The sequence below is a fragment of the Embleya sp. NPDC055664 genome (genome assembly GCF_053618075.1).
The window spans coordinates 36,140-56,816 of the sequence record NZ_JBSHGZ010000008.1; the positions used below are offsets into that span (position 1 = coordinate 36,140).

Genomic DNA, 20,677 nt, shown 5'->3' on the forward strand with positions numbered 1-20,677 from the left:
CATGACAGTCACGACCAACACCCCCGCGGGTGGGCCGCCGGCCCCCAAGCCGGAGGACCTCGTCACCATCTCGGTGGACGGGATCGACGTCTCGGTGCCCAAGGGCACCCTGGTGATCCGGGCCGCCGAGCTGATCGGCATCCAGATCCCCAGGTTCTGCGACCACCCGCTGCTCGACCCGGTCGGCGCCTGCCGGCAGTGCCTGGTCGACGTCGAGGGCCAGCGCAAACCGCTCGCGTCCTGCACCACCACCGTCACCGACGGCATGGTCGTCCGCACCCAGCTCACCTCCCCGGTCGCGAAGAAGTCGCAGGACGGGGTGATGGAGCTGCTGCTGATCAACCACCCCCTGGACTGCCCCGTCTGCGACAAGGGCGGCGAATGCCCGCTCCAGAACCAGGCGATGGGCGCCGGCCGGGCGACCTCCCGCTTCACCGAGGTCAAGCGCACCTTCCCCAAGCCGCTGCGGATCTCCTCCGAGGTGCTGCTCGACCGCGAGCGCTGTGTGCTCTGCGCCCGCTGTACCCGCTTCTCCGAGCAGGTCGCGGGCGACCCGTTCATCGCGCTGATCGAACGCGGCGCGCTCCAGCAGGTCGGCATCTACGAGAAGCAACCCTTCGAGTCCTACTTCTCCGGCAACACCATCCAGATCTGCCCGGTCGGCGCCCTCACCTCGGCCGCGTACCGTTTCCGCGCCCGGCCGTTCGACCTGGTGTCCTCGCCGACCACGTGCGAGCACTGCGCGTCCGGGTGCTCGCTGCGCGCCGACCACCGCCGGGGCAAGGTGCTGCGCCGACTCGCGGGCGACGAGCCCGAGGTCAACGAGGAATGGAACTGCGACAAGGGCCGCTTCGCGTTCCGCTACGCCACCCGTCAGGACCGGCTCACCTCCCCACTGATCCGGGACGAGGAGAGTGGCGAACTGGTTCCCGCGTCCTGGTCCGAGGCACTGGGCGTGGCCGCGCGCGGGCTGGCCGCCGCGCGGGGCAGCGCCGGGGTCCTGGTCGGCGGCCGGGCAACCCTCGAAGACGCCTACGCGTACGGCAAGTTCGCCCGGGTCGCGCTCGACAGCAACGACATCGACTTCCGCGCCCGCGAACACTCCGCCGAGGAGGCCGAGTTCCTGGCCCAGCGGGTGGCCGGCACCGGGCTCGGGGTCACCTACGCCGACCTGGAGAAGGCCCCCGGCGTACTCCTGGTCGGCTTCGAACCCGAGGACGAGTCGCCGATCGTCTTCCTGCGGCTGCGCAAGGCCTCCCGCAAGGGCCTGAAGGTGTACGGCGTCGCGCCGTTCGCCTCCTCCGGGCTGACCCGGATGGGCGGCACGTTGCTGCGGGCCGCCCCCGGCACCGAGACCGAATGGCTTTCCGCCCTCGCCGACCCTGAGGTCGCCGGCGAACTGGCCCGCGGCGCGGCCGAGGTGTTGCGCAAGCCGGGCGCGGTGGTGCTGCTCGGCGAACGCCTCGCCGGCGTGCCGGGCGCCCTCGCCGCGGCGAGCGCGCTGGCCGCGCGCACCGGCGCCCGACTCGCCTGGGTGCCCCGGCGCGCGGGCGAGCGCGGCGCGGCGGACGCGGGCGCGCTGTACAACCTGCTGCCGGGCGGCCGGCCGGTCGAGCACCCCGAGGCCCGCGCCGAGGTGGCCGCCGTCTGGGGGGTCGCCGCCCTGCCCGCCGGCTACGGTCTGGACACCACCGCGATCCTGACCGCCGTCCGCGAACAGCGCTTGGCCGCCCTCGTGGTCGGCGGCGTCGAGGTGGACGACCTGCCCGACCCGACCGCCGCGCTGGCCGCCCTGGACGCGGCCCGCTTCGTGGTCAGCCTCGAACTGCGGCACAGCGCGGTCACCGAACGCGCCGACGTGGTCTTCCCCGTCGCCGCCGCCGCCGAGAAGCCCGGCACCTTCGTCGACTGGGAGGGCCGCGAACGCCCGTTCGCCACCGTCCTGAAGAAGGACCAACTCGGCGGCGACCTGGCCGCGGTCATGTCCGACCTGCGGGTGCTGGACGCGATCGCCGAGGCGATGGCCGAACAGTGCGAGGGCACCCCGATCGAGCTGCCCTCGCTCACCGCCGCCCGGCGCGAGCTGCGCCGCCTCGGCCGGTGGACCGGCGAGCGCGGCCCGGCCCCCGAGGGCCGCGCCCGCGAACTCCCGCGCCCCGGCGCGGGCGAGGCCGTACTCGCCTCCTGGCGCCTGCTCCTGGACGAGGGGCGCGGCCAGGACGGCGAACCCCATCTGGCGGGCACCCGGCGCGCGCCGGTGGTCCGGCTCTGCGCGTCCACGGCCGCCGAGATCGGCGCCGAGGACGGCGGCGGCGTCACCGTGACCTCGTTGCACGGGGAGGTCACGTTGCCGCTGCGCATCACCGACATGACCGAGCGCGTGGTGTTCCTGCCCGCGAACTCGCCCGGCTCCCCGGTGCGTCGCGCACTGCGGGTCGCCCCCGGCGAGGTGGTCCGGATCCGCCCGGCGGTGCTCGACCTCGCGTCCGCGCAGGGCCCGCCCGACAACACCGGCCTCAACGGTCGGACCGCACACGTTCATGAGGAGGAGCGGTGACGGACAGCGGCATGCAGCTCGCCGCGGTCGGGTTCGGTACCGACGTCTGGTGGCTGATCCTGCTCAAGGCGGTGCTCATCTTCGCGTTCTGCGTCGTCATGACGCTGTTCGCGATCTGGTGGGAACGCAAGGTCGTGGCCTGGATGCAGATGCGCATCGGGCCCAAGTACACCGGCCCGCAGGGCCTGCTCCAGTCCCTCGCGGACGGCGTGAAGCTCGCGCTCAAGGAGGACATCACCGTCAAGGGCGCCGACAAGGCCGTCTACATCATCGCCCCGATCGTGGCGATGGTCCCGGCGTTCATGGCGTTCGCGGTGATCCCCTTCGGCCCCGAGGTCTCCATCTTCGGGCACCGCACGCACCTGCAACTGACCGACCTGCCGGTCGCGGTCCTCTACATCCTCGCGGTCGCGTCCGTGGGCATCTACGGCATCGTGCTCGCGGGCTGGTCCTCCGGCTCGACCTACCCGCTGCTCGGCGGGCTGCGCAGCTCGGCCCAGATGATCTCCTACGAGATCGCGATGGGCCTGTCCTTCGCGGCGGTGTTCCTCTACTCCGGCTCGATGTCCACCTCGGAGATCGTCGCCGCGCAGCAGGACACCTGGTACGCGATTTTGCTGCCGGTCTCGTTCATCATCTACGTGGTCGCGATGATCGGCGAGACCAACCGGGCACCGTTCGACCTGCCCGAGGCCGAGGGCGAGCTGGTCGGCGGCTTCCACACCGAATACTCGTCGCTGAAGTTCGCGCTGTTCTTCCTCGCCGAGTACGTGAACATGGTCGTGGTCAGCTCGCTGGCGACCACCCTGTTCCTCGGCGGCTACCTGGCCCCCTGGCCGATCACCGCGGTGTGGGACGGCGCCAACTCCGGCTGGTGGCCGTTCCTGTGGTACTTCCTCAAGGTCCAGGCGTTCATTTTCGTCTTCATCTGGCTGCGCGGCACGCTGCCCCGGTTCCGCTACGACCAGTTCATGAAGATCGGCTGGAAGGTGCTGATCCCGCTCTCGCTGGTGTGGCTGATGCTGGTCGCCACCGTGCGCGCGCTCAAGAACGAGGGCTACGAGCAGTCCCGGATCGTGTTGTGGGTCGCGGGCGGCGTGGTCGCGCTGCTCCTGCTGTCGATCCTGTGGGACGCGGTCACCCCGAACAAGGACGCGGAGGCCGAGGAGGCCGCTGCGAAGGCCGCCGGCCCCGAAACGTTCGACCCGATGGCGGGCGGGTTCCCCGTACCGCCCATGCCGGGCCAGCAACTCCCGCCGGTGCCGCGCCGCAACGTGCGCAGACCGGAGCCGGTCGGCGCGCCGGCGGCGGAGCTCCCGGCCGACCGCACTGAAGGAGAGGCATAGACCCGTGCCCAAGTTCCTCGGACCGGTCGCGGGGTTCGGTGTCACCTTCGCGACGATGTTCAAGAAGGCGAACACCGAGTACTACCCGTACGAGAAGAAGGTCACCGCACCGCGATTCCACGGCCGGCACCAGCTCAACCGGTATGCCGACGGCCTGGAGAAGTGCATCGGCTGCGAACTGTGCGCGTGGGCGTGTCCCGCCGACGCGATCTTCGTGGAGGGTGCCGACAACACCGACGAGGAACGTTTCTCGCCCGGTGAGCGGTACGGCCGCAACTACCAGATCAACTACCTGCGCTGCATCTTCTGCGGTCTGTGCATCGAGGCCTGCCCGACCCGGGCGCTCACCATGACCAACGAGTTCGAGCTGGCCGACACCAGCCGGGCGAGCCTGATCTTCACCAAGGAACAGCTGCTCGCGCCGCTGTACGAGGGCATGGTTCCCGCGCCGCACGAGATGTACCCGGGCACCACCGACACCGACTACTACCTGGGCAAGATCACCGGAGCCGCACCCGGCACGGTGACCCAGGGGCGGCCCGGGGAGCCGGCCGAGGCGGGCGCGCAGGGGACGGAGGCGGGCCGATGAGCCCCGGAATGGACTTCGCGGCCGAGGTCACCAAGACCTCCACCGGCGAGGCGCTGCAGTTCTGGGTGCTCGCGGCCGTCGCGCTGATCGGCGCTCTGGCGACCGTCTTCATGAAGAAGGCGGTGCACAGCGCGCTCGCGCTGGTCACCACGATGATGTGCCTGGCGATCTTCTACCTGGCCCAGGGCGCGGTGTTCCTGGGCATCGTGCAGATCGTGGTCTACACCGGCGCGATCATGATGTTGTTCCTGTTCGTGCTGATGCTGGTCGGCGTCTCCTCGGTGGACTCGCTCAAGGAGACCCTCAAGGGTCAGCGGATCGCCGCCGCCGGGCTCGGCCTGGGCTTCGGCATCCTGCTGACGGCGGCCATCGCCAACGCCTCGATCACCCACTTCACCGCGCTGGCGACCAAGTCGGCGGGCAGCCGCCCGGTATACCCGGCGGAGACCGACGACGAGGCGCTGCGCGCGGTCTCCCAGGGCAACGTGCAGGGCCTGGCACACCAGATCTTCACCAAGTACATCTGGGCCTTCGAGATGACCAGCGCGCTGCTGATCACCGCGGCGGTCGGCGCGATGGTGCTCGCGCACCGCGAGCGCCTGGTGCCGCGCAAGACGCAGCGCGAGTTGTCCGAGGAGCGGGTGCGGGACAACAAGCAGGTCGCCCCGCTGCCCACGCCCGGGGTGTACGCCCGGCACAACGCGGTGGACGTACCCGCGCTGCTCCCCGACGGCAGCGTCTCGGAGTTGTCGATCAACGGCACACTGCGGGCGCGCGGTCAGATCCGCGACGTCAGCGCCGAGGCGGTGCACAGCGTGGCCGCGTTGGAGAGCGCGGGCGCCGACGATGACGATGAGGCATGGCCGGACGAGTCGGACGCACCCGCGTCCGCGCCGGTGCCCACCGCCCGCCAGGAGCACGAGGACCCCGACCCGGGCTCGGGCGACGAGGTCGGCGCCGGCGCCGGTTCGAAGGAGGGTCGCTCGTGAACCCGGTGAACTACCTGTATCTGTCCGCGCTGTTGTTCACCATCGGCGCGGCCGGGGTGCTGCTCCGGCGCAACGCGATCGTCGTGTTCATGTGCGTCGAACTGATGCTGAACGCCTGCAACCTCGCGTTCGTGACATTCGGCCGCATGCACGACAACCTCGACGGCCAGATCATCGCGTTCTTCACGATGGTCGTCGCCGCCTGCGAGGTCGTGGTCGGACTGTCCATCATCATCGCCATCTTCCGCAGCCGCCGTTCGGCCTCGGTCGACGACGCCAGCCTCATGAAGTGGTAGGTCGGAACCGGTGATCGAAACCTCCTCCCTGGCCTCCGGCGCCCTGCTCGCCAACGAGGGCGGCGGCGGGCTGCACTCCACGGCCGCCTCCGGCGCCTTCTCGGCGCTGTGGCTGGTCGTCGGACTGCCGTTGCTCGGCGCGGTGTTGCTGCTGGTCGGCGGCAAGCGGACCAACCCCTTCGGACACATCCTCGCCACCGCGCTCGCCCTCGGGTCGTTCGTGGTCGGCGTAGTGATGTTCGTGACCATGCTCGACAAGTCCGGCACCGGCCGCTCGGTGGACCAGCACCTGTGGACCTGGGCGCCGGTCAACGAGTTCCAGGCCGACATCGGTCTGCACCTGGACCAGTTGTCCATGGTGTTCGTGCTGCTGATCACCGGTGTGGGCTCGCTGATCCACATCTACTCGATCGGCTACATGGCGCACGACGAGAACCGTCGGCGCTTCTTCGCCTACCTGAACCTGTTCGTCGCGGCGATGCTGCTGCTGGTGCTGGCGAACAACTACCTGCTGCTGTACGTCGGTTGGGAGGGCGTCGGGCTTGCCTCCTACCTGCTGATCGGGTTCTGGCAGCACAAGCCGAGCGCCGCGACCGCCGCCAAGAAGGCGTTCATCATGAACCGCGTCGGCGACTTCGGTCTGGCCGTGGCGATCTTCCTGATGTTCACCACGTTCGGCACCTTCTCCTTCGCGGACGTGCTCGGCGGCAGCGCGACCGCGAGCGACGGCACGATGACCGCGATCGGCCTGATGCTGCTGCTCGCCGCCTGCGGCAAGTCGGCGCAATTCCCGCTCCAGGCCTGGCTCGGCGACGCGATGGAGGGTCCGACCCCGGTCTCCGCGCTGATCCACGCGGCGACCATGGTCACCGCCGGCGTGTACCTGATCACCCGCTCGGCGGAGATCTTCAACGCCTCGCCCGACGCCCAGCTCGCGGTCACCATCGTCGGCGCGATCACCGTGCTGTTCGGGGCGATCGTGGGTTGCGCCAAGGACGACATCAAGAAGGCGCTGGCCGCCTCCACGATGAGCCAGATCGGCTACATGATCCTGGCCGCCGGTCTGGGACCGATCGGCTACGCGTTCGCGATCATGCACCTGGTCACGCACGGCTTCTTCAAGGCCGGGCTGTTCCTCGGCGCGGGCTCGGTCATGCACGGCATGAACGACGAGGTGGACATGCGCCGCTACGGCGGCCTGCGCAAGTACATGCCGATCACCTTCGTCACCTTCGGCCTGGGCTATCTGGCGATCATCGGATTCCCGCTGCTGTCCGGGTTCTTCTCCAAGGACAAGATCATCGAGGCGGCGTTCGCCAAGGGCGGCACCTCCGGCTGGATCCTGGGCGCGGTCACCCTGCTGGCGGCCGGGCTCACCGCGTACTACATGACGCGCGTGATGCTGATGACCTTCTTCGGCAAGGAACGCTGGAAGGAGGCGCCCGCGGGCGCGCCGGCCGACTGGCACGAGCCGCACCCGCACGAGTCGCCGGTCTCGATGACCGGTCCGATGATCCTGCTCGCCTTCGGATCGGTGTTCGCCGGCGGCCTGTTCGCGCTGAACGACTCGTTCGTGAAGTGGCTGACCCCCGTCACCGGGTTCTCGCACGGCGACCTGCCGATGAGCGAGTGGGCGGTGACCGGCATGGCGATCGCGATGGTCGCCCTCGGCACGGCGGTCGCCTACCTCCAGTACGCCCGCCGCGAGGTGCCCTCGGTGGCGCCGGCGGCGAGCCCGGTCACCGTGGCGGCCCGCCGCGACCTGTACCAGGACGCGATCAACGAGGGCCTGGTCATGCGGCCCGGGCAGTATCTGACCCGCCTGCTCGTGTGGTTCGACAACAAGGGCGTGGACGGATTCGTCGGCGGCCTCGCGGCCTTCGTCGGCGGCACCTCGGCGCGGGTGCGCCGGGTACAGACCGGGTTCGTCCGCACGTACGCGCTGTCCATGTTCGGCGGCACGCTGCTGGTCGTGGCCTGCACGCTGATGGCTCGGATGGCGTGATGACGACGATGCCGACCCGAATTCGGATCGCCCACACGGTAGGCGTCCAGGCGGAGGGACTTCGATGAACGGCCACTTTCCCTGGCTGACGACGCTCGCGGCGCTGCCGTTCGTCGGCGGCCTGTGCGTCGCCGCCGTACCGGCCGGCAAACGCAGGCTCGCCAAGAACGTGGCGCTGCTGTTCAGCCTGCTCACGCTGGCCGTCGCCGTGGTGGTGGCGACCAAGTTCGACAACGACGGCGGACGTTTCCAGATCACCGAGAGCTACAGCTGGATCTCCTCGTTCGGGGTGCGCTGGTCGCTGGGCGTGGACGGGATCGGCCTGGTGCTGATCCTGCTCACCGCGGTGCTGATGCCGCTGCTGATCCTGGCCTCGTGGCACGACGCGGACGAGGCGCCGGTGGGCGCCGACGGCTCGGCGGGCACGGGCCGGCCCGCGCCGCGCAGCACGCACGCGTTCTTCGCGTTGATGCTGCTGGTCGAGGCGATGGTCGTGGTGTCCTTCGCGGCCACCGACGTGTTCATGTTCTACGTCTTCTTCGAAGCCATGCTGATCCCGATGTACTTCCTGATCGGCGGCTTCGGCGGCGCGCAACGCTCCTACGCGGCGGTCAAGTTCCTGCTGTACAACCTGCTCGGCGGCCTGGTCATGCTGGCCGCGGTGGTGGGCCTGTACGTGGCCACCGCCAACCAGGGCATCGGCGTCGACGGGCACGGCACCTTCGACTTCGTGAAGATCTCGCAGGCGGTCGCCACCGGTCAGCTGGACATCGATCCGACCGCGGAGAAGGCGCTGTTCCTGGGCTTCATGTTCGCGTTCGCGATCAAGGCCCCGCTGTGGCCGTTCCACACCTGGCTGCCGGACACCATGACCGAGGCCACCCCCGGTGTCGCGGTCCTGGTCACCGCGATGGTGGACAAGGTCGGCACGTTCGCGATGCTCCGGTTCTGCCTGGAGATCTTCCCGAACGCGTCGAAGTACTTCGCCCCGGTGGTGATCACCCTCGCGGTGATCGGGATCATCTACGGCGCGCTGCTCGCGGTCGGCCAGACCGACATCAAGCGGCTGATCGCGTACACGTCCATCTCGCACTTCGGCTTCATCATCCTGGGCATCTTCGTGATGACCAGCCAGGGTCAGTCGGGCGCGACGCTGTACATGGTCAACCACGGCTTCTCCACCGCGGCCCTGCTGCTGATCGCGGGCTTCCTGATCTCGCGCCGCGGCAGCAAGACGATCGCCGACTTCGGCGGCGTGCAAAAGGTCGCCCCCATCCTCGCGGGTACGTTCCTGGTGGCCGGACTCGCGACCCTTTCCATGCCGGGACTCGCCCCGTTCGTCAGCGAGTTCCTGGTGTTGGTGGGCGCGTTCACGAAGTACAAGGTGGCCGCGATCTTCGCCACCACCGGCATCGTGCTCGCCGCCCTGTACGTGCTCGTCCTGTACCAACGCACGATGACCGGTCCGGTCCGGCCCGGGAACGAGAAGCTTCGCGACCTGGTGCCGCGCGAACTGGCGGTCGTGGTACCGCTGATCGCGTTCCTGCTCGTGCTCGGCGTCTACCCGAAGCCGGTGCTCGACGCGGTGAATCCGGCCGTGGACCACACGCTCAGCCGGGTGGAGCAGAAGGACCCGGCGCCCACCAAGCCCATCGAACAGGCCGCGGGCACCGAGGCGCACACCACTGGAGGCTCCAAGTGAGCATGAGCACCGCCGCAACGGCAACGCTCGCCGTGACGAAGGTGGACGCGCCCACCATCGAGTACGGCAAGCTCTCGCCGGTCCTGATCATCGCGGGCGTGGCCGTGGTCGGCGTGCTGATCGAGGCGTTCCTGCCCCGACCGGCCCGCTACCGCGCCCAGCTCACCGTGGCCCTGGTCGGCATGATCGCCGCGTTCGGCGCGATCGTGTGGCTGGCCCGGGACCTGCCCGACGACCACCGGGGCAGCATCACCGCGATGGGCGCGATCGCCGTCGACGGCCCCTCGCTGTTCCTCCAGGGCACGCTACTCCTGATCGGCATCGCCTCGGTGTTGCTGATCGGCGAGCGCAAACTGGAACCGGCCGGCGGCGACGCGTTCGCCCCGCAGGCGGCGGCCGCGCCCGGCTCGCAGCAGGAGAAGGACGCCGCGGCGGCCGGGTGGACGCAGACCGAGGTCTACCCGCTGGCCATGTTCTCGCTGGTGGGCATGCTGCTCTTCCCGGCGGCGAACGACCTGCTGATGATGTTCGTCGCGCTGGAGATCCTGTCCCTGCCGCTCTACCTGCTGTGCGGGCTGGCCCGGCGCAACCGGCTGCTCTCCCAGGAGGCCGCGCTCAAGTACTTCCTGCTCGGCGCGTTCTCCTCGGCGTTCTTCCTGTTCGGCGTGGCCATGCTCTACGGCTACTCGGGCAGCGTCTCGCTGGACAAGATCGGGGTGGCCTCGGCCGGCGCGATGGACAACGACGCGCTGTTGCTGATCGGGCTCGCGATGGTGGCGGTCGGCCTGCTGTTCAAGGTCGGCGCGGTGCCGTTCCACTCCTGGACGCCGGATGTGTACCAGGGCGCGCCGACCCCGATCACCGGGTTCATGGCGGCGGCCACCAAGGTGGCCGCGTTCGGCGCGATGATGCGCTTCTTCTACGTCGCGCTGCCGGGCATGCGCTGGGACTGGCGGCCGGTGATGATCGGCGTCGCGATCGCGACCATGGTCGCGGGCGCGGTCATCGCGATCACCCAGACCGACGTGAAGCGGCTGCTCGCCTACTCGTCGATCGCCCACGCGGGTTTCATTCTGACCGGAATGATCGCGATGAACGACGCGGGCGTGTCGTCCACGATGTTCTACCTTGTGGCCTACGGATTCGTCACTCTGGGTGCGTTCGCGGTGGTCACCCTGGTACGGGACGCCCGCGGCGAGGCGACCCATCTGTCCCACTGGGCGGGTCTGGGCAGGCGTTCCCCGCTGGTCGCAGGAGTGTTCGCACTGTTCCTGCTGGCCTTTGCCGGAATCCCGCTGACCAGCGGTTTCGCCGGAAAGTTCGCGGTCTTCCAGGCGGCGGCGCGCGGCGGTGCGGGCAGCCTCGTGGTGGTCGGTGTGCTGTGCAGCGCGATCGCCGCGTTCTTCTACGTGCGGGTCATCGTGCTGATGTTCTTCTCGGAGCCCAAGGCGGACGGTCCGACGGTCGTCGTACCGAGCGTGATGACCACCGCTGCCATCGCGCTCGGGGTAGCCGTTACCGTGGTCCTTGGCATCCTCCCGCAGCCGGTACTGGACCTCGCGGACAAGGCAGCCTTGTTCGTCCATTGAGCACGACGCAGAGACTCTGCGTGATCGACAGGAGAGAACCGTCATGGCGATCGTGGGGCCCTTCGGGCTGAGCGTCACGGACGAAACTCTCGACGCCGACATCAGGGCGGGGATGGCCGCCGTGGAGCAGGAGCTCTTGGCGGCCACCAAGAGCGAGTTCCCCTACCTGACGCAGACCTCGCGACACCTCGTCGAGGCGGGCGGCAAGCGGTTCCGGCCCCTGCTGGTGCTGCTCGCCGCCCAATTCGGCGACTGGCAGGCCCCGGGCGTGGTGCCGGCGGCGGTGGTGTGCGAACTGACGCACCTGGCCACGCTGTACCACGACGACGTGATGGACGAGGCCCCGCTGCGGCGCGGGGCGCCCAGCGCGAACTCCCGGTGGGACAACTCGGTGGCGATCCTGACCGGCGACTTCCTGTTCGCCCGGGCCTCGGAGATCGTCGCCGACCTGGGCAACGAGGCGGTGCGGATCCAGGCCCGCGCGTTCGCCCGACTGGTGACCGGCCAGATCCGCGAGACGGTCGGCCCGGCGATGGGCGACGACCCGGTCGAGCACTACCTGTCGGTGATGGCGGACAAGACCGGCTCGCTGATCGCCGCCTCGGGGCAGTTCGGCGCGATGTTCGCGGGCGCCGACGAGCACGTGGTGGACATCCTGACCCGCTACGGCGAGCGTTTCGGCGTGGCCTTCCAACTGGCCGACGACGTGCTCGACATCGCCAGCGAGGCGACCGAGTCGGGCAAGACCCCGGGCACCGATCTGCGCGAAGGGGTGCCGACGCTGCCGGTGTTGCACCTGCGTGCGGGGGTGGCCGGCTCGTCCCCGGCGGCCGACCGGCACCTGCTCGAACTGCTCGACGGCCCGATCACGGACGACGACGAGCACGCGGAGGCACTGGCGCTGCTGCGCGCGCACCCGGCGCTCGCGAAGGCCCGTGAGGACACTCGGCGTTATGCCGAGGCGGCTCGGGAGGTCTTGGCGCCGCTGCCGGATTGCAGCGCGAAGCGGGCCCTGTCGTCGTTGTGCGAGCTTGTGGTGGAGCGCAGCGCCTAGTTCGGTGTATCGCTGCGGATTACTCCTCGACTGCTCCCCCGGGAGTAGTGCGGGTTCCCGTGGGTCAGCTTGAAGTCCCAGGCTTTCGGGTGCGGGGCACCCCGAGGGTGACGTTTTCCGGTGACGTACGGGCGACGCCGGGTGGGTGACTCCGATGGTCCTCTTGATGTGTCGCACTGGACACTCGCATCAGGGGGCACCTGTCATGACCAGCACCACCCGCCGATCCGTGCCGTGGCGCTTCGCCGTGCCGGCCGCGATCGCCGCCGCCGCCGTCGGCGCGGTCACCATCGGACCGGCCGCGTTCGCCGACGACGGGCGACCGGGACTGCCCGACGTCACCGCCGAACAACTCGTCGCCAAGGTCGCCGCGGCGCGGGCCGACGCGCTGACCGGCACCGTCCGCATCGACACCGACCTGGGCCTGCCGACCCTCCCGGGGAAGGGCGGCGGCGGCCCGCAGGCGCTGCTCTCGGGCACCAACAAGCTCCAGGTGGCCCTGGACGGCCCGGACCGGCAGCGGATCGGCATCATGGCCGATCTGTCCGAGTACAACGTCGTGCACAACGGCCGCGACGTGTGGACCTACGACAGCCGCGCGCACGCCGTGACGCACGCCACGATCGACGCGACGCGCCCCGATGTGGCGTCGCTGGTGCCGACCACCCCGCAGGACGCGGCCCGCCAACTGCTCGACCTGGTCGGCCCGAGCACCGACGTCCGGGTCGACGGCACCGCCCGGGTTGCCGGGCACGATGTGTACAAGCTGCGCTTCGCGCCCAAGGCGCAGGGCAGCCTGATCGCCGCCGCGACGGTGTTCGTGGACGCGAGGACCGGGGTGCCGCTGCGGGTCACCGTGGACACCGTCAAGGGCGGCAAGCCGGCCGTCGACATCGGTTTCGAGGAGGTCTCCTACGACAGGCCGGCCGCCGGGACGTTCGACTTCAAGCCGCCGGCCGGCGCCCGGGTCACCGAGGCCCCCGCGCACGAGGCGGCGCCCGGGAAGCCCACCGCACCGCCGGCGCCGAACGGCGAGCGGCCCGCCCCCGGTCTGCTGGGTGAGGGGTGGACCACCGTGGTCGAACTGCCCGCCGGGGCCAAGGGCCAGGACGGCAAGGACGGCAAGGACGGCAAGGATGTCACCGGGTTGCTCGGCAAGCTGGGCAAGCCGGTGCCGGGTGGGACGCTGATCAACACCCGGTTGCTGAACGTGTTGACCACCGACTCGGGCCGGGTCTTCGCCGGCGCGGTCGACGCGGACACGCTCCAGCGGATCGCGGCACAGCGATGACCGCGTCCACGGCGGTCGGAACCGCGGCGATCCGTACCGAGGGGCTGTCCAAGCGCTACGGCCGGGACCGGCTCGCCGTGGACGGCCTCGACCTGACCGTTCCGGCCGGCTCCGTCTTCGGGTTCCTCGGGCCCAACGGATCCGGCAAGACCACCACCATCCGGATGTTGCTCGGGCTGATCCGGCCCACCGGCGGCACCGTCACCCTGCTCGACGGCCCCATGCCGGCGGCCGTCGGGCAGGTCCTGCCCCGGGTCGGCGCGCTGATCGAGGGCCCGGCCCACTACGGCTTCCTGACCGGTCGGCAGAACCTGGACCGGCTGGACGCCGCCGACCCCACGTCCGACCCCCGGACCCGCGACGCCCGAGTGGACGCGGCGTTGGCGAAGGTCGGCCTGACCGCGGTGGCCGGCCGCAAGGCGCGGGCGTACTCGCTCGGCATGAAGCAGCGGCTCGGCATCGCCTCCGCGCTGCTGCGCCCGCGCGACCTGCTGGTCCTGGACGAGCCGACCAACGGCCTTGACCCGCAGGGGATGCGCGAGATCCGCACGCTGATCCGCGGGTTGGCCGCGGACGGCACCACGGTGTTCCTGTCCTCGCATCTGCTGGACGAGATCGAGCAGGTGTGCACGGACGTCGCGGTGATGAGCCACGGGCGGCTGATCACCCAGGGCACCGTCGAATCGTTGCGCGCCGGCACCCGGGCCCGCCTGCTCGTCACGACTCCCGACGCGGAGGCGGCGGTCGTGGTGTTGCGGCGGCTCGGCGCGACCGACGTGGTCACCACCGACGACGGGGTGGAGGCCGACCCGCCCACGCTGGAGCCGGACGAGATCTGCGCGGCGCTGGTGCGCGCCGACATCCGGGTCCGATCGTTCACCCTCGCGCGGCCGTCCCTGGAGGACGCGTTCGTCGCCCTGACCGGGGAAGGCTTCGATGTCACCGACTGACGCACTGCCCAAGACGGGTGTCCTGTCGCCCGCGTTCGGGCACTCGACGGCGGATACCGGGTCGTTCGGTGCCGAACGGCTGCCGCGGCTGCGCGGACTGATGCGCAGCGAACTGCGGTTGGTGTTCCTGCGGCCGCGGACGGCCGCGATGCTGGGCTTCCTGGCCCTGGTTCCGGTGCTGCTCGGGGTCGCGTTGCGCTACTTCCACGACGGGGGTTCCTCGCGCGGCGGCGGCGACGGCGGGACGATGGACTTCGTGAACCAGGTCACCGGCAACGGGCTGTTCCTGGTCTTCGCATCGCTGGCCGCCGCGTTGCCGTTCTTCCTGCCGATGACCGTCGGCGTGGTCGCGGGCGACTCGATCGCGGGGGAGGCGCACGGCGGGACGCTGCGCTACCTGCTGGTCGCGCCGGCCGGGCGGACCCGGCTGCTCCTGGTGAAGTTCGCCGGCGTGCTGACGTTCTGTCTGGCCGCGACGCTCACCATCGCGCTGTCCGCGCTGGCGGTCGGCGCGGCGCTGTTCCCGATGGGCGATGTGCCGCTGCTGACCGGGGATTCGATCTCGATGGTCGAGGCGTCGTGGCGGGCGGTGTTGATCGCGCTGTGCGTGGCCGCCTCGTTGGTCGGCCTGGCCGCGATCGGGCTGTTCGTGTCGACGCTGACCACGGTGCCGGTGGCGGCGATGGCGACCACGGTCGGCGTGGTGATCGTGACCGCGATCCTGACCGGGATCCCGCAGCTGTCGGGTCTGCACCCGTGGTTGTTCACCGACGCGTGGATGAGCTTCGGGGACCTGCTGCGCAATCCGATCCCGACCGGCGAGATCCTGCGCAACCTCGGGATGCAGGCGGCGTATGCGGCGGTCTTCGGCGCGGCGGCGTGGGCTCGACTGAACGAGCGCGACATCACCACGTGAGACGGGGCGCCGCGCCGGCGGGCGTCGGGTGGGCCGGGGGACCGGCTCGCGCGGCGCCCGTCGGCGTTCGGTGCCGGTTCGGTGCCGGCGGGTGGGCAACTCGTCCGGGTGAATGCCGGGTTGGTTCGGGCGGTACATGTGCATGTGGGCCGTCATGAGGATGCGTGTGGCGATCGCGATGGTGTCGGCGGCCGGCGTCGTGCTGCTCGGGACGGTGCCCACGCGGGCGGTGTCGGCGGCGCCGAGGAGGTCGGTCGAGGCACCCGCGGAGACCTACTCCTACCTGGTGCTGACCCGCGAGCCGGGGCCGGCCGGGACGGTGCTCGTGGAGTCGGCGGTGCGGCGGGCGGGCGGCACGGTGGTCGGGGCGTACGGGCGGATCGGGGTGGTCGTCGCGCACGGCGGGCCGGGCTTCGCGGCGGCGGTGCGCGAGCGGCCGGGCGTGGCGCGGGTGGGGGCCACCCGGACGGCGCCGATCGCGGCGCACGGTGGGCCGGCCGCGCGCGGTGGCGGCGCGGTCGAGGATCCGGCGGAGGCCGCGCAGTGGAACCTGGCCATGGTGCACGCGTACGAGGCGCAGCGGATCACCGAGGGCAGCCCCGATGTGGCGGTCGCGGTGGTCGACTCCGGGGTGGACGAGCGGCATCCCGACCTGGCGCCGAACTTCGACGCGGAGTTGTCGGTGGACTGTTCGACGGGCCGGCCGATCCGGGAGGGTGCGGCGTGGCGGGCACCGCGCTCCGACCACGGGACGCACGTGGCGGGCACGATCGCGGCGGCGCGCAACGGCTCCGGCGTGGTCGGGGTGGCGCCGAGGGTGCGGATCGCGGCGGTGCGGGTCGGCGACGCGGACACGATGTTCCACGCCGAGGCGAGCGTATGCGGGTTCGTGTGGCTGGCCGAGCACGCCGTGCGGGGGCTGCGGATCGCCAACCACAGCTACTACAACGACCCGTGGTGGCTGATGTGTCCGGACGACGAGGACCAGGCGGTGGCGTACGAGGGCATCCGTCGGGCGGCGGCGTACGCGGCCGAGCGTGGCGTGTTGTCGATCGCTGCGGCGGGCAACGACGACTACGACCTCGCGCACAAGACGGTGGACCCGTACAGCCCGAACGACGCGGCGAGCCGGCCGGTCCCGCCGCGCCCGGTGACCGACGCGTGTCGGATGGCGCCCGCCGAACTCCCGGGCGTGGTCACGGTCGCGGCGGTCGGCGCGGACGGTCGGCGGGCCGGCTACTCCAACACCGGCCTGGGCGTGGTGGATCTGGCCGGGCCCGGCGGGAACGGCGCGGCCGGCGGCGAGGGCGTGTTGTCCACCGCGCGCGACGGCGGGTGGGCCCGGAAGGAGGGCACCTCGATGGCGGCGCCCGCGGTGAGCGGGGTGGCCGCGCTGATCGTGTCCGAGCACCCGGAGTGGGGCCCGGACACGATCGCGGCCCGGCTGGCCGCCACCGCGACTCGGCTGCCGTGTGCGGGGTCGTGTACCGCGTCGGGGGAGATCGACTCGTTCCACGGACACGGACTGGTCGACGCGCTGCGGGCGGTGCGGCCGGGGCCTTGAGGCCGCTGGGTGTATGCCCCGATCAGGGGGTGCGGGGGTGGCGGGCGCGGGGTGCGGTGATGTGGGTGTCGCGGGAGACCGGGCCGCCGAAGCGGAGGCGGTCGTAGGCGGTGAAGTCCGGCTCCAGGGCGTCCAGGTCGTCGATCGACCGGTGGAGTGCGGCGCGCCAGGCCGGATCGTCCGGTGCGGGAGCGGCCAGGGCGGCGTCGATCGTTGCCATCAGTTCGCTCTTGCGCCGGATCGTGGTGGGGGAGACGGAGCGCAGGCAGACGTACTGCCCGCTGAGGTAGCCGGCCCACTCCTCCTCGCCCTCGACCGGATCGGCCCAGTGCTCGACGAACCAGGCCCGGAGCCGGTCCGGGCCGCCGGCCGCGTCGGCGAGCGCGAACAGGTCGGCCGGCACCATCTCGGCCCCGTCCGAGCGCAGGTAGGAGGGCAGCGGCAGGCACCGGTCCAGCACGAGTCGGCGCACCCGTTCCGGATCCCGCCCGGTCGCCGCGCACAACTCGGTCAGCTCGACGAACTGCCGATTCACGTACGCGTCGTCGGCCGGCGTCATCGGGTGCTCCCCGTTGACCTCCCGAAACCGCGCGGCCACGGCCCGCGCGCCCGTCGGAGTCACGTGAACCCGCGTCCCGCCACCCATCCCACGCCACCTCCGCTTGCGACCGGCGACCCTCGGCCCACGGACCGGACCGGGCCCGCCGGCGAACGACCCGAGACCCGGCACACTAGCCGCGCCACGCTTCGGCGCCGGCCGAAACGCCCCCGTGGTAGACCGGCCTGCGAGCCCCGAAACCGGCCGCCGGCACCGGCTGACAGCCGCCGACAGGGGCGGTCAGCGGATTGTGCGAGGGCTGCCGGCGGTGCGGCGGATGCTCTTCGACATGGACACCACGAGCACCGCCGCCGCCCCCACCCGGACCCCCGGAGTGATCGCCTCCTTCGTGCGCTTCGTCGTCTTCGGCGGCGGGGTCGGCCTCGCGAGCAGCGCGACGCTGGTCCTGCTCTCGGGCCACCTGCCGTTCGCCGCCGCCAACGCGCTGGTGACCGTGGGCTCCACCCTGATCGCCACCGAGTTGCACAGCCGCTTCACCTTCGGGCAGGACAAGCCCGGAAGGAGCGACCACGTCAAGGCGGCGCTGACCGTGCTGGTCTGCTACCTGTTCACCACCGCCGCGATGCTGCTGCTGCACACGATCCGGCCGCACGCCGGGGTGCTGCTCGAGCAGTCGGTGTACCTGTCCGCCTCCGGCCTGGCGGGCATCGGCCGGTTCGCCTTCATGCGCCTGGTGATCTTCGCGCGCAAGGGCGGCCCGAAGATGGACGAGCGGGTACTGGCCCGCGAGGCCGTGGTGACCGCCGCCTGAGCGGACCCGACCCCGACCGGCGACGGATCGGCTCACCCGGAGCGGCGACTGTGTCCCGCCGCCTCCCGGTCCGAGCCGATCCGTCGCCTTTTCACGTGCGCCGCCCCACCTCAGTCGACGAAGCAGAACTCGTTGCCCTCGGGATCGCGCATGACCCGGAACGACCCCTGCTCGTCGGTGACCGTCTCGCCCACCGGTGTGGCCCCGAGCGAGACCGCGAGCGCCACGGCCGCGTCGATGTCGGCCACCGTCAGGTCCAGATGCAACCGGTTCTTCCCGGCCTTGTCCTCCGGCACCGGCTGGAACGCCATCCGCGCCGAGCCGGCCGGCTCGACATGCGACCAACCCCGCTCCCGATCCACCGCTTCCCCACCGAGCAACCCGGCCCAGAACCGGACCAAAACCCGCGGCTCCCGGGCATCCACGACGATCTGACGCAGCTGTACACGCATACCGCGACCCTAGACGAGAGCACATCTGCCCGAACGGGTGAATGGCCCGAGAAGGTCTACTGTGCCCCCGACCCCGAAACTAGGCTGAAGGAGTTGCCTCGGGGAGAGGAGGAACGGGTGTGATGTCCGTTGAAGCCGTGCACACACATGGTGTGGAAACCGACGACGATGCGATGCCGGATCCCTTCGGCTTCGTTCTCGACACCGCTTCGATCGTCGACTGAGCCATGGGGGTGGGGCGCCGTGTCCGACGACGCGGACAGTGGACTCAGCCCGCTTGCCCGTCGGGTGCTTGCGTGCATGTTGGCCGTGCCGGAGGGGATCAAGTTCACCGGCAAGGACGTGGCCGACGTGATGCCCGAGGGGCCGTACCGGGTGCAGAAGGCGCTGCGTGAGTTGGGCGCCGCCGGACACCGCACCGTGCGGCGGCTGAAGAGGCCCAACGGGCAGTTCTATGTCGAAGTCGAGTACCACGCCGTTCCGGTCCGATCCGACGATTCGCCGGTGGACTGAGGCGACATTTGGTGCCGGCCCTAGGATCTCGATCATGCGAACGACGGTCGAGACGATCCGGAGCCGTTTCGACGAGGCCGCCCGGGCGCGCGGGTACATCCTCGATCCGGCCCAGCGGCAGGCCGCCGACCGCCTGGCCGAACTCGGCCTGGCGCTGGGCCGGGGCCGGGCGCACGGGCTGTTCCACCGCCGGACGCCGCCGGGGTTGTACCTGTGGGGGCCGGTCGGGCGGGGCAAGACCTGGCTGCTCGACACCTTCTTCGCCGCCGTCGCCGGCCCCGCCGACCGGCGGACCCGGGTGCACTTCCACGCCTTCTTCCGGCAGTTGCACGAGGCGGTCCGGCGGCACCGGGACAACCACGGCCACGAGCACAGCGCTGTGGACGCGGCGGTGTCCGAACTCGTGGGCGACGTCGACCTGGTCTGCTTCGACGAGTTCCACGTGCACGACCCGGGCGACGCGATGCTGGTCACCCGGCTGCTGCGGGAACTGCACACCCGGGGAGTGGTCCTGGTCTGCACCTCCAACTACCCGCCGTCCGGACTGCTGCCCAACCCGCTCTACCACCACCTGTTCGAGCCGACGATCCGGGAGATCGAGACCCGGATGAGCGTGGTCACCGTCGCCGGCCCACAGGACTATCGGGCGCTGCCCCGGGCCGAGTCCGGTGCCGGCGCGTTCGCGCGGGGCGCGGTGTTGTGGCCCGGCGATCCCGGGCAACTGCGCGCACAGGGCCTGGTGCCGCCCACGCCGGCCGAGGCGGCGACGCTGACCGTGAACAACCGCGCGTTGCTGGTCGACGCGGCCCGGCCCGACGAGTTGTGGGCCGGGTTCGAGGCGCTGTGCGAGGGGCGGACCTCGCCGCTCGACTACCTCGTGCTGGCCGAGACGTACCCCACGTGGGTGATCCGCGACCTGCCGCCGCTGAAGACCGCGAGCGCCGAGGCCCGGCAACGTTTCGTGAACCTGATCGACGTGTGCTGCGACGCCGACGTCCGGCTCTTCCTGGGCAGCGACCGCCCGCTGTCGGAACTGCTCGCCGGCGACGACCTGCCGACCGACATCGTGCGCACCGCGAGCCGGCTGGGTCTGCTGCGCCGGGTCGGCTGAGCCGGTCGGCCGCGACGCCCGGAGCGGCCCGTGCCCCCGGCTACTCCTCCTCGTCCTCGGGCAGCAGTTCGTACGTCGGATCGGACATCGCCAGATGGCCCTCCGCCTCGCCGACCACCCCGCGCACGCGCAGTCGGCGGCCCGGTTCCACGCCCGCGAGTCGGCGCCGGCCGTGGAAGAGCAGCCGGATGCCGCCCGTGTCGTCGTACAGCTGGACCTCCAGGGCCGGTCGCGCGGTCTCCGGCGAGGGCGACACCGCCCGGATCCGACCGACCACGTCCGCGTGTTGTCGCCACTTCAGCGCGGCCACCGAGACCGTCGCGACCGGTCCGCCGGCCGGCTCCGGCTCCGCGTCCAGGATCGGCAGCAACCGGGGAACACAC

Annotated in this window: 18 protein-coding genes; 16 read left to right on the forward strand and 2 right to left on the reverse strand. The window is 71.1% G+C overall.

Features of this window, described 5'->3' with window-relative positions; translation table 11 throughout:
* Position 1: 1 nt before the first annotated feature.
* From ACWGR4_RS16280 to ACWGR4_RS16340, 13 genes are all read left to right on the forward strand, one after another.
* Complete coding sequence (locus tag ACWGR4_RS16280) at positions 2-2,557, forward strand: NADH-quinone oxidoreductase subunit G (protein WP_452129943.1); 2,556 nt, start codon at positions 2-4, stop codon at positions 2,555-2,557.
* A gap of 11 nt (positions 2,558-2,568) precedes the next feature.
* On the forward strand, positions 2,569-3,903 hold the full coding sequence (nuoH, locus tag ACWGR4_RS16285; RefSeq protein ID WP_380005602.1) for an NADH-quinone oxidoreductase subunit NuoH: 1,335 nt from the start codon (positions 2,569-2,571) through the stop codon (positions 3,901-3,903).
* 4 nt (positions 3,904-3,907) lie between these two features.
* Positions 3,908-4,492: an NADH-quinone oxidoreductase subunit NuoI gene (gene nuoI / locus ACWGR4_RS16290; RefSeq protein ID WP_380005563.1), complete on the forward strand. Its 585-nt coding sequence runs from the start codon at positions 3,908-3,910 to the stop codon at positions 4,490-4,492.
* Positions 4,489-5,481 (forward strand): NADH-quinone oxidoreductase subunit J, encoded by a 993-nt coding sequence (locus tag ACWGR4_RS16295; RefSeq protein ID WP_380005561.1) that lies wholly within the window; start codon positions 4,489-4,491, stop codon positions 5,479-5,481. The genes nuoI and ACWGR4_RS16295 overlap by 4 nt, the downstream gene beginning before the upstream one ends.
* Positions 5,478-5,777 (forward strand): NADH-quinone oxidoreductase subunit NuoK, encoded by a 300-nt coding sequence (gene nuoK, locus ACWGR4_RS16300; RefSeq protein ID WP_020549317.1) that lies wholly within the window; start codon positions 5,478-5,480, stop codon positions 5,775-5,777. The genes ACWGR4_RS16295 and nuoK overlap by 4 nt, the downstream gene beginning before the upstream one ends.
* A gap of 106 nt (positions 5,778-5,883) precedes the next feature.
* Entirely contained in the window at positions 5,884-7,782 is a 1,899-nt protein-coding gene (gene nuoL / locus ACWGR4_RS16305; protein ID WP_452129950.1) for an NADH-quinone oxidoreductase subunit L, read from the forward strand.
* Positions 7,783-7,846: 64 nt separating this feature from the next.
* Entirely contained in the window at positions 7,847-9,484 is a 1,638-nt protein-coding gene (locus ACWGR4_RS16310) for an NADH-quinone oxidoreductase subunit M (RefSeq protein WP_452129944.1), read from the forward strand.
* A gap of 2 nt (positions 9,485-9,486) precedes the next feature.
* Positions 9,487-11,073 carry an NADH-quinone oxidoreductase subunit NuoN gene (gene nuoN / locus ACWGR4_RS16315; protein WP_078975801.1) on the forward strand — a complete coding sequence of 529 codons (1,587 nt, stop codon included), beginning with the start codon at positions 9,487-9,489 and terminating at the stop codon, positions 11,071-11,073.
* 43 nt (positions 11,074-11,116) lie between these two features.
* Entirely contained in the window at positions 11,117-12,127 is a 1,011-nt protein-coding gene (locus ACWGR4_RS16320; protein WP_380005557.1) for a polyprenyl synthetase family protein, read from the forward strand.
* Positions 12,128-12,332: 205 nt separating this feature from the next.
* Positions 12,333-13,418, forward strand: a complete 1,086-nt coding sequence (locus tag ACWGR4_RS16325; RefSeq protein WP_452129945.1) for a LolA family protein — start codon at positions 12,333-12,335, stop codon at positions 13,416-13,418.
* Positions 13,415-14,368 carry an ABC transporter ATP-binding protein gene (locus ACWGR4_RS16330; protein ID WP_380005553.1) on the forward strand — a complete coding sequence of 318 codons (954 nt, stop codon included), beginning with the start codon at positions 13,415-13,417 and terminating at the stop codon, positions 14,366-14,368. The genes ACWGR4_RS16325 and ACWGR4_RS16330 overlap by 4 nt, the downstream gene beginning before the upstream one ends.
* The gene (locus ACWGR4_RS16335; RefSeq protein WP_380005551.1) at positions 14,355-15,284 is read left to right on the forward strand and encodes an ABC transporter permease; all 930 of its coding nucleotides are present in this window, start codon (positions 14,355-14,357) and stop codon (positions 15,282-15,284) included. The genes ACWGR4_RS16330 and ACWGR4_RS16335 overlap by 14 nt, the downstream gene beginning before the upstream one ends.
* Positions 15,285-15,438: 154 nt before the next feature.
* A complete protein-coding gene (locus tag ACWGR4_RS16340; protein ID WP_452129946.1) occupies positions 15,439-16,848 on the forward strand; it encodes a S8 family serine peptidase in 1,410 nt (469 codons plus the stop codon).
* Between the two features lie 22 nt (positions 16,849-16,870).
* On the opposite strand, the gene ACWGR4_RS16345 is transcribed toward ACWGR4_RS16340, so the two are convergent.
* Positions 16,871-17,407, reverse strand: coding sequence for a DUF6058 family natural product biosynthesis protein (locus tag ACWGR4_RS16345; RefSeq protein WP_452129947.1), 537 nt, complete (start codon positions 17,405-17,407; stop codon positions 16,871-16,873).
* Positions 17,408-17,735: 328 nt separating this feature from the next.
* On the opposite strand from ACWGR4_RS16345, the gene ACWGR4_RS16350 reads away from it, so the two are divergent.
* Entirely contained in the window at positions 17,736-18,218 is a 483-nt protein-coding gene (locus ACWGR4_RS16350; protein WP_452129948.1) for a GtrA family protein, read from the forward strand.
* Between the two features lie 110 nt (positions 18,219-18,328).
* Here the strand turns inward: ACWGR4_RS16350 and ACWGR4_RS16355 are convergent, their stop codons facing one another.
* On the reverse strand, positions 18,329-18,670 hold the full coding sequence (locus ACWGR4_RS16355) for a VOC family protein (RefSeq protein WP_380005543.1): 342 nt from the start codon (positions 18,668-18,670) through the stop codon (positions 18,329-18,331).
* 243 nt (positions 18,671-18,913) lie between these two features.
* On the opposite strand from ACWGR4_RS16355, the gene ACWGR4_RS16360 reads away from it, so the two are divergent.
* A complete protein-coding gene (locus ACWGR4_RS16360; protein ID WP_126636215.1) occupies positions 18,914-19,183 on the forward strand; it encodes a hypothetical protein in 270 nt (89 codons plus the stop codon).
* Positions 19,184-19,217: 34 nt separating this feature from the next.
* Positions 19,218-20,294 (forward strand): cell division protein ZapE, encoded by a 1,077-nt coding sequence (gene zapE / locus ACWGR4_RS16365; protein WP_380005539.1) that lies wholly within the window; start codon positions 19,218-19,220, stop codon positions 20,292-20,294.
* Positions 20,295-20,677 lie beyond the last annotated feature (383 nt).

Excerpts from the sequence above, each read along its gene's own strand:
- ACWGR4_RS16280 (WP_452129943.1), top strand. The coding sequence starts at position 2 with ATGACAGTCACGACCAACACCCCCGCGGGTGGGCCGCCGGCCCCCAAG.
- nuoH (WP_380005602.1), top strand. The coding sequence starts at position 2,569 with ATGCAGCTCGCCGCGGTCGGGTTCGGTACCGACGTCTGGTGGCTGATC.
- ACWGR4_RS16295 (WP_380005561.1), top strand. The coding sequence starts at position 4,489 with ATGAGCCCCGGAATGGACTTCGCGGCCGAGGTCACCAAGACCTCCACC.
- ACWGR4_RS16310 (WP_452129944.1), top strand. The coding sequence starts at position 7,847 with ATGAACGGCCACTTTCCCTGGCTGACGACGCTCGCGGCGCTGCCGTTC.
- nuoN (WP_078975801.1), top strand. The coding sequence starts at position 9,487 with ATGAGCACCGCCGCAACGGCAACGCTCGCCGTGACGAAGGTGGACGCG.
- ACWGR4_RS16320 (WP_380005557.1), top strand. The coding sequence starts at position 11,117 with ATGGCGATCGTGGGGCCCTTCGGGCTGAGCGTCACGGACGAAACTCTC.
- ACWGR4_RS16325 (WP_452129945.1), top strand. The coding sequence starts at position 12,333 with ATGACCAGCACCACCCGCCGATCCGTGCCGTGGCGCTTCGCCGTGCCG.
- ACWGR4_RS16330 (WP_380005553.1), top strand. The coding sequence starts at position 13,415 with ATGACCGCGTCCACGGCGGTCGGAACCGCGGCGATCCGTACCGAGGGG.
- ACWGR4_RS16335 (WP_380005551.1), top strand. The coding sequence starts at position 14,355 with ATGTCACCGACTGACGCACTGCCCAAGACGGGTGTCCTGTCGCCCGCG.
- ACWGR4_RS16340 (WP_452129946.1), top strand. The coding sequence starts at position 15,439 with ATGAGGATGCGTGTGGCGATCGCGATGGTGTCGGCGGCCGGCGTCGTG.
- ACWGR4_RS16345 (WP_452129947.1), bottom strand. The coding sequence starts at position 17,407 with ATGACGCCGGCCGACGACGCGTACGTGAATCGGCAGTTCGTCGAGCTG.
- ACWGR4_RS16350 (WP_452129948.1), top strand. The coding sequence starts at position 17,736 with ATGGACACCACGAGCACCGCCGCCGCCCCCACCCGGACCCCCGGAGTG.
- ACWGR4_RS16355 (WP_380005543.1), bottom strand. The coding sequence starts at position 18,670 with ATGCGTGTACAGCTGCGTCAGATCGTCGTGGATGCCCGGGAGCCGCGG.
- zapE (WP_380005539.1), top strand. The coding sequence starts at position 19,218 with ATGCGAACGACGGTCGAGACGATCCGGAGCCGTTTCGACGAGGCCGCC.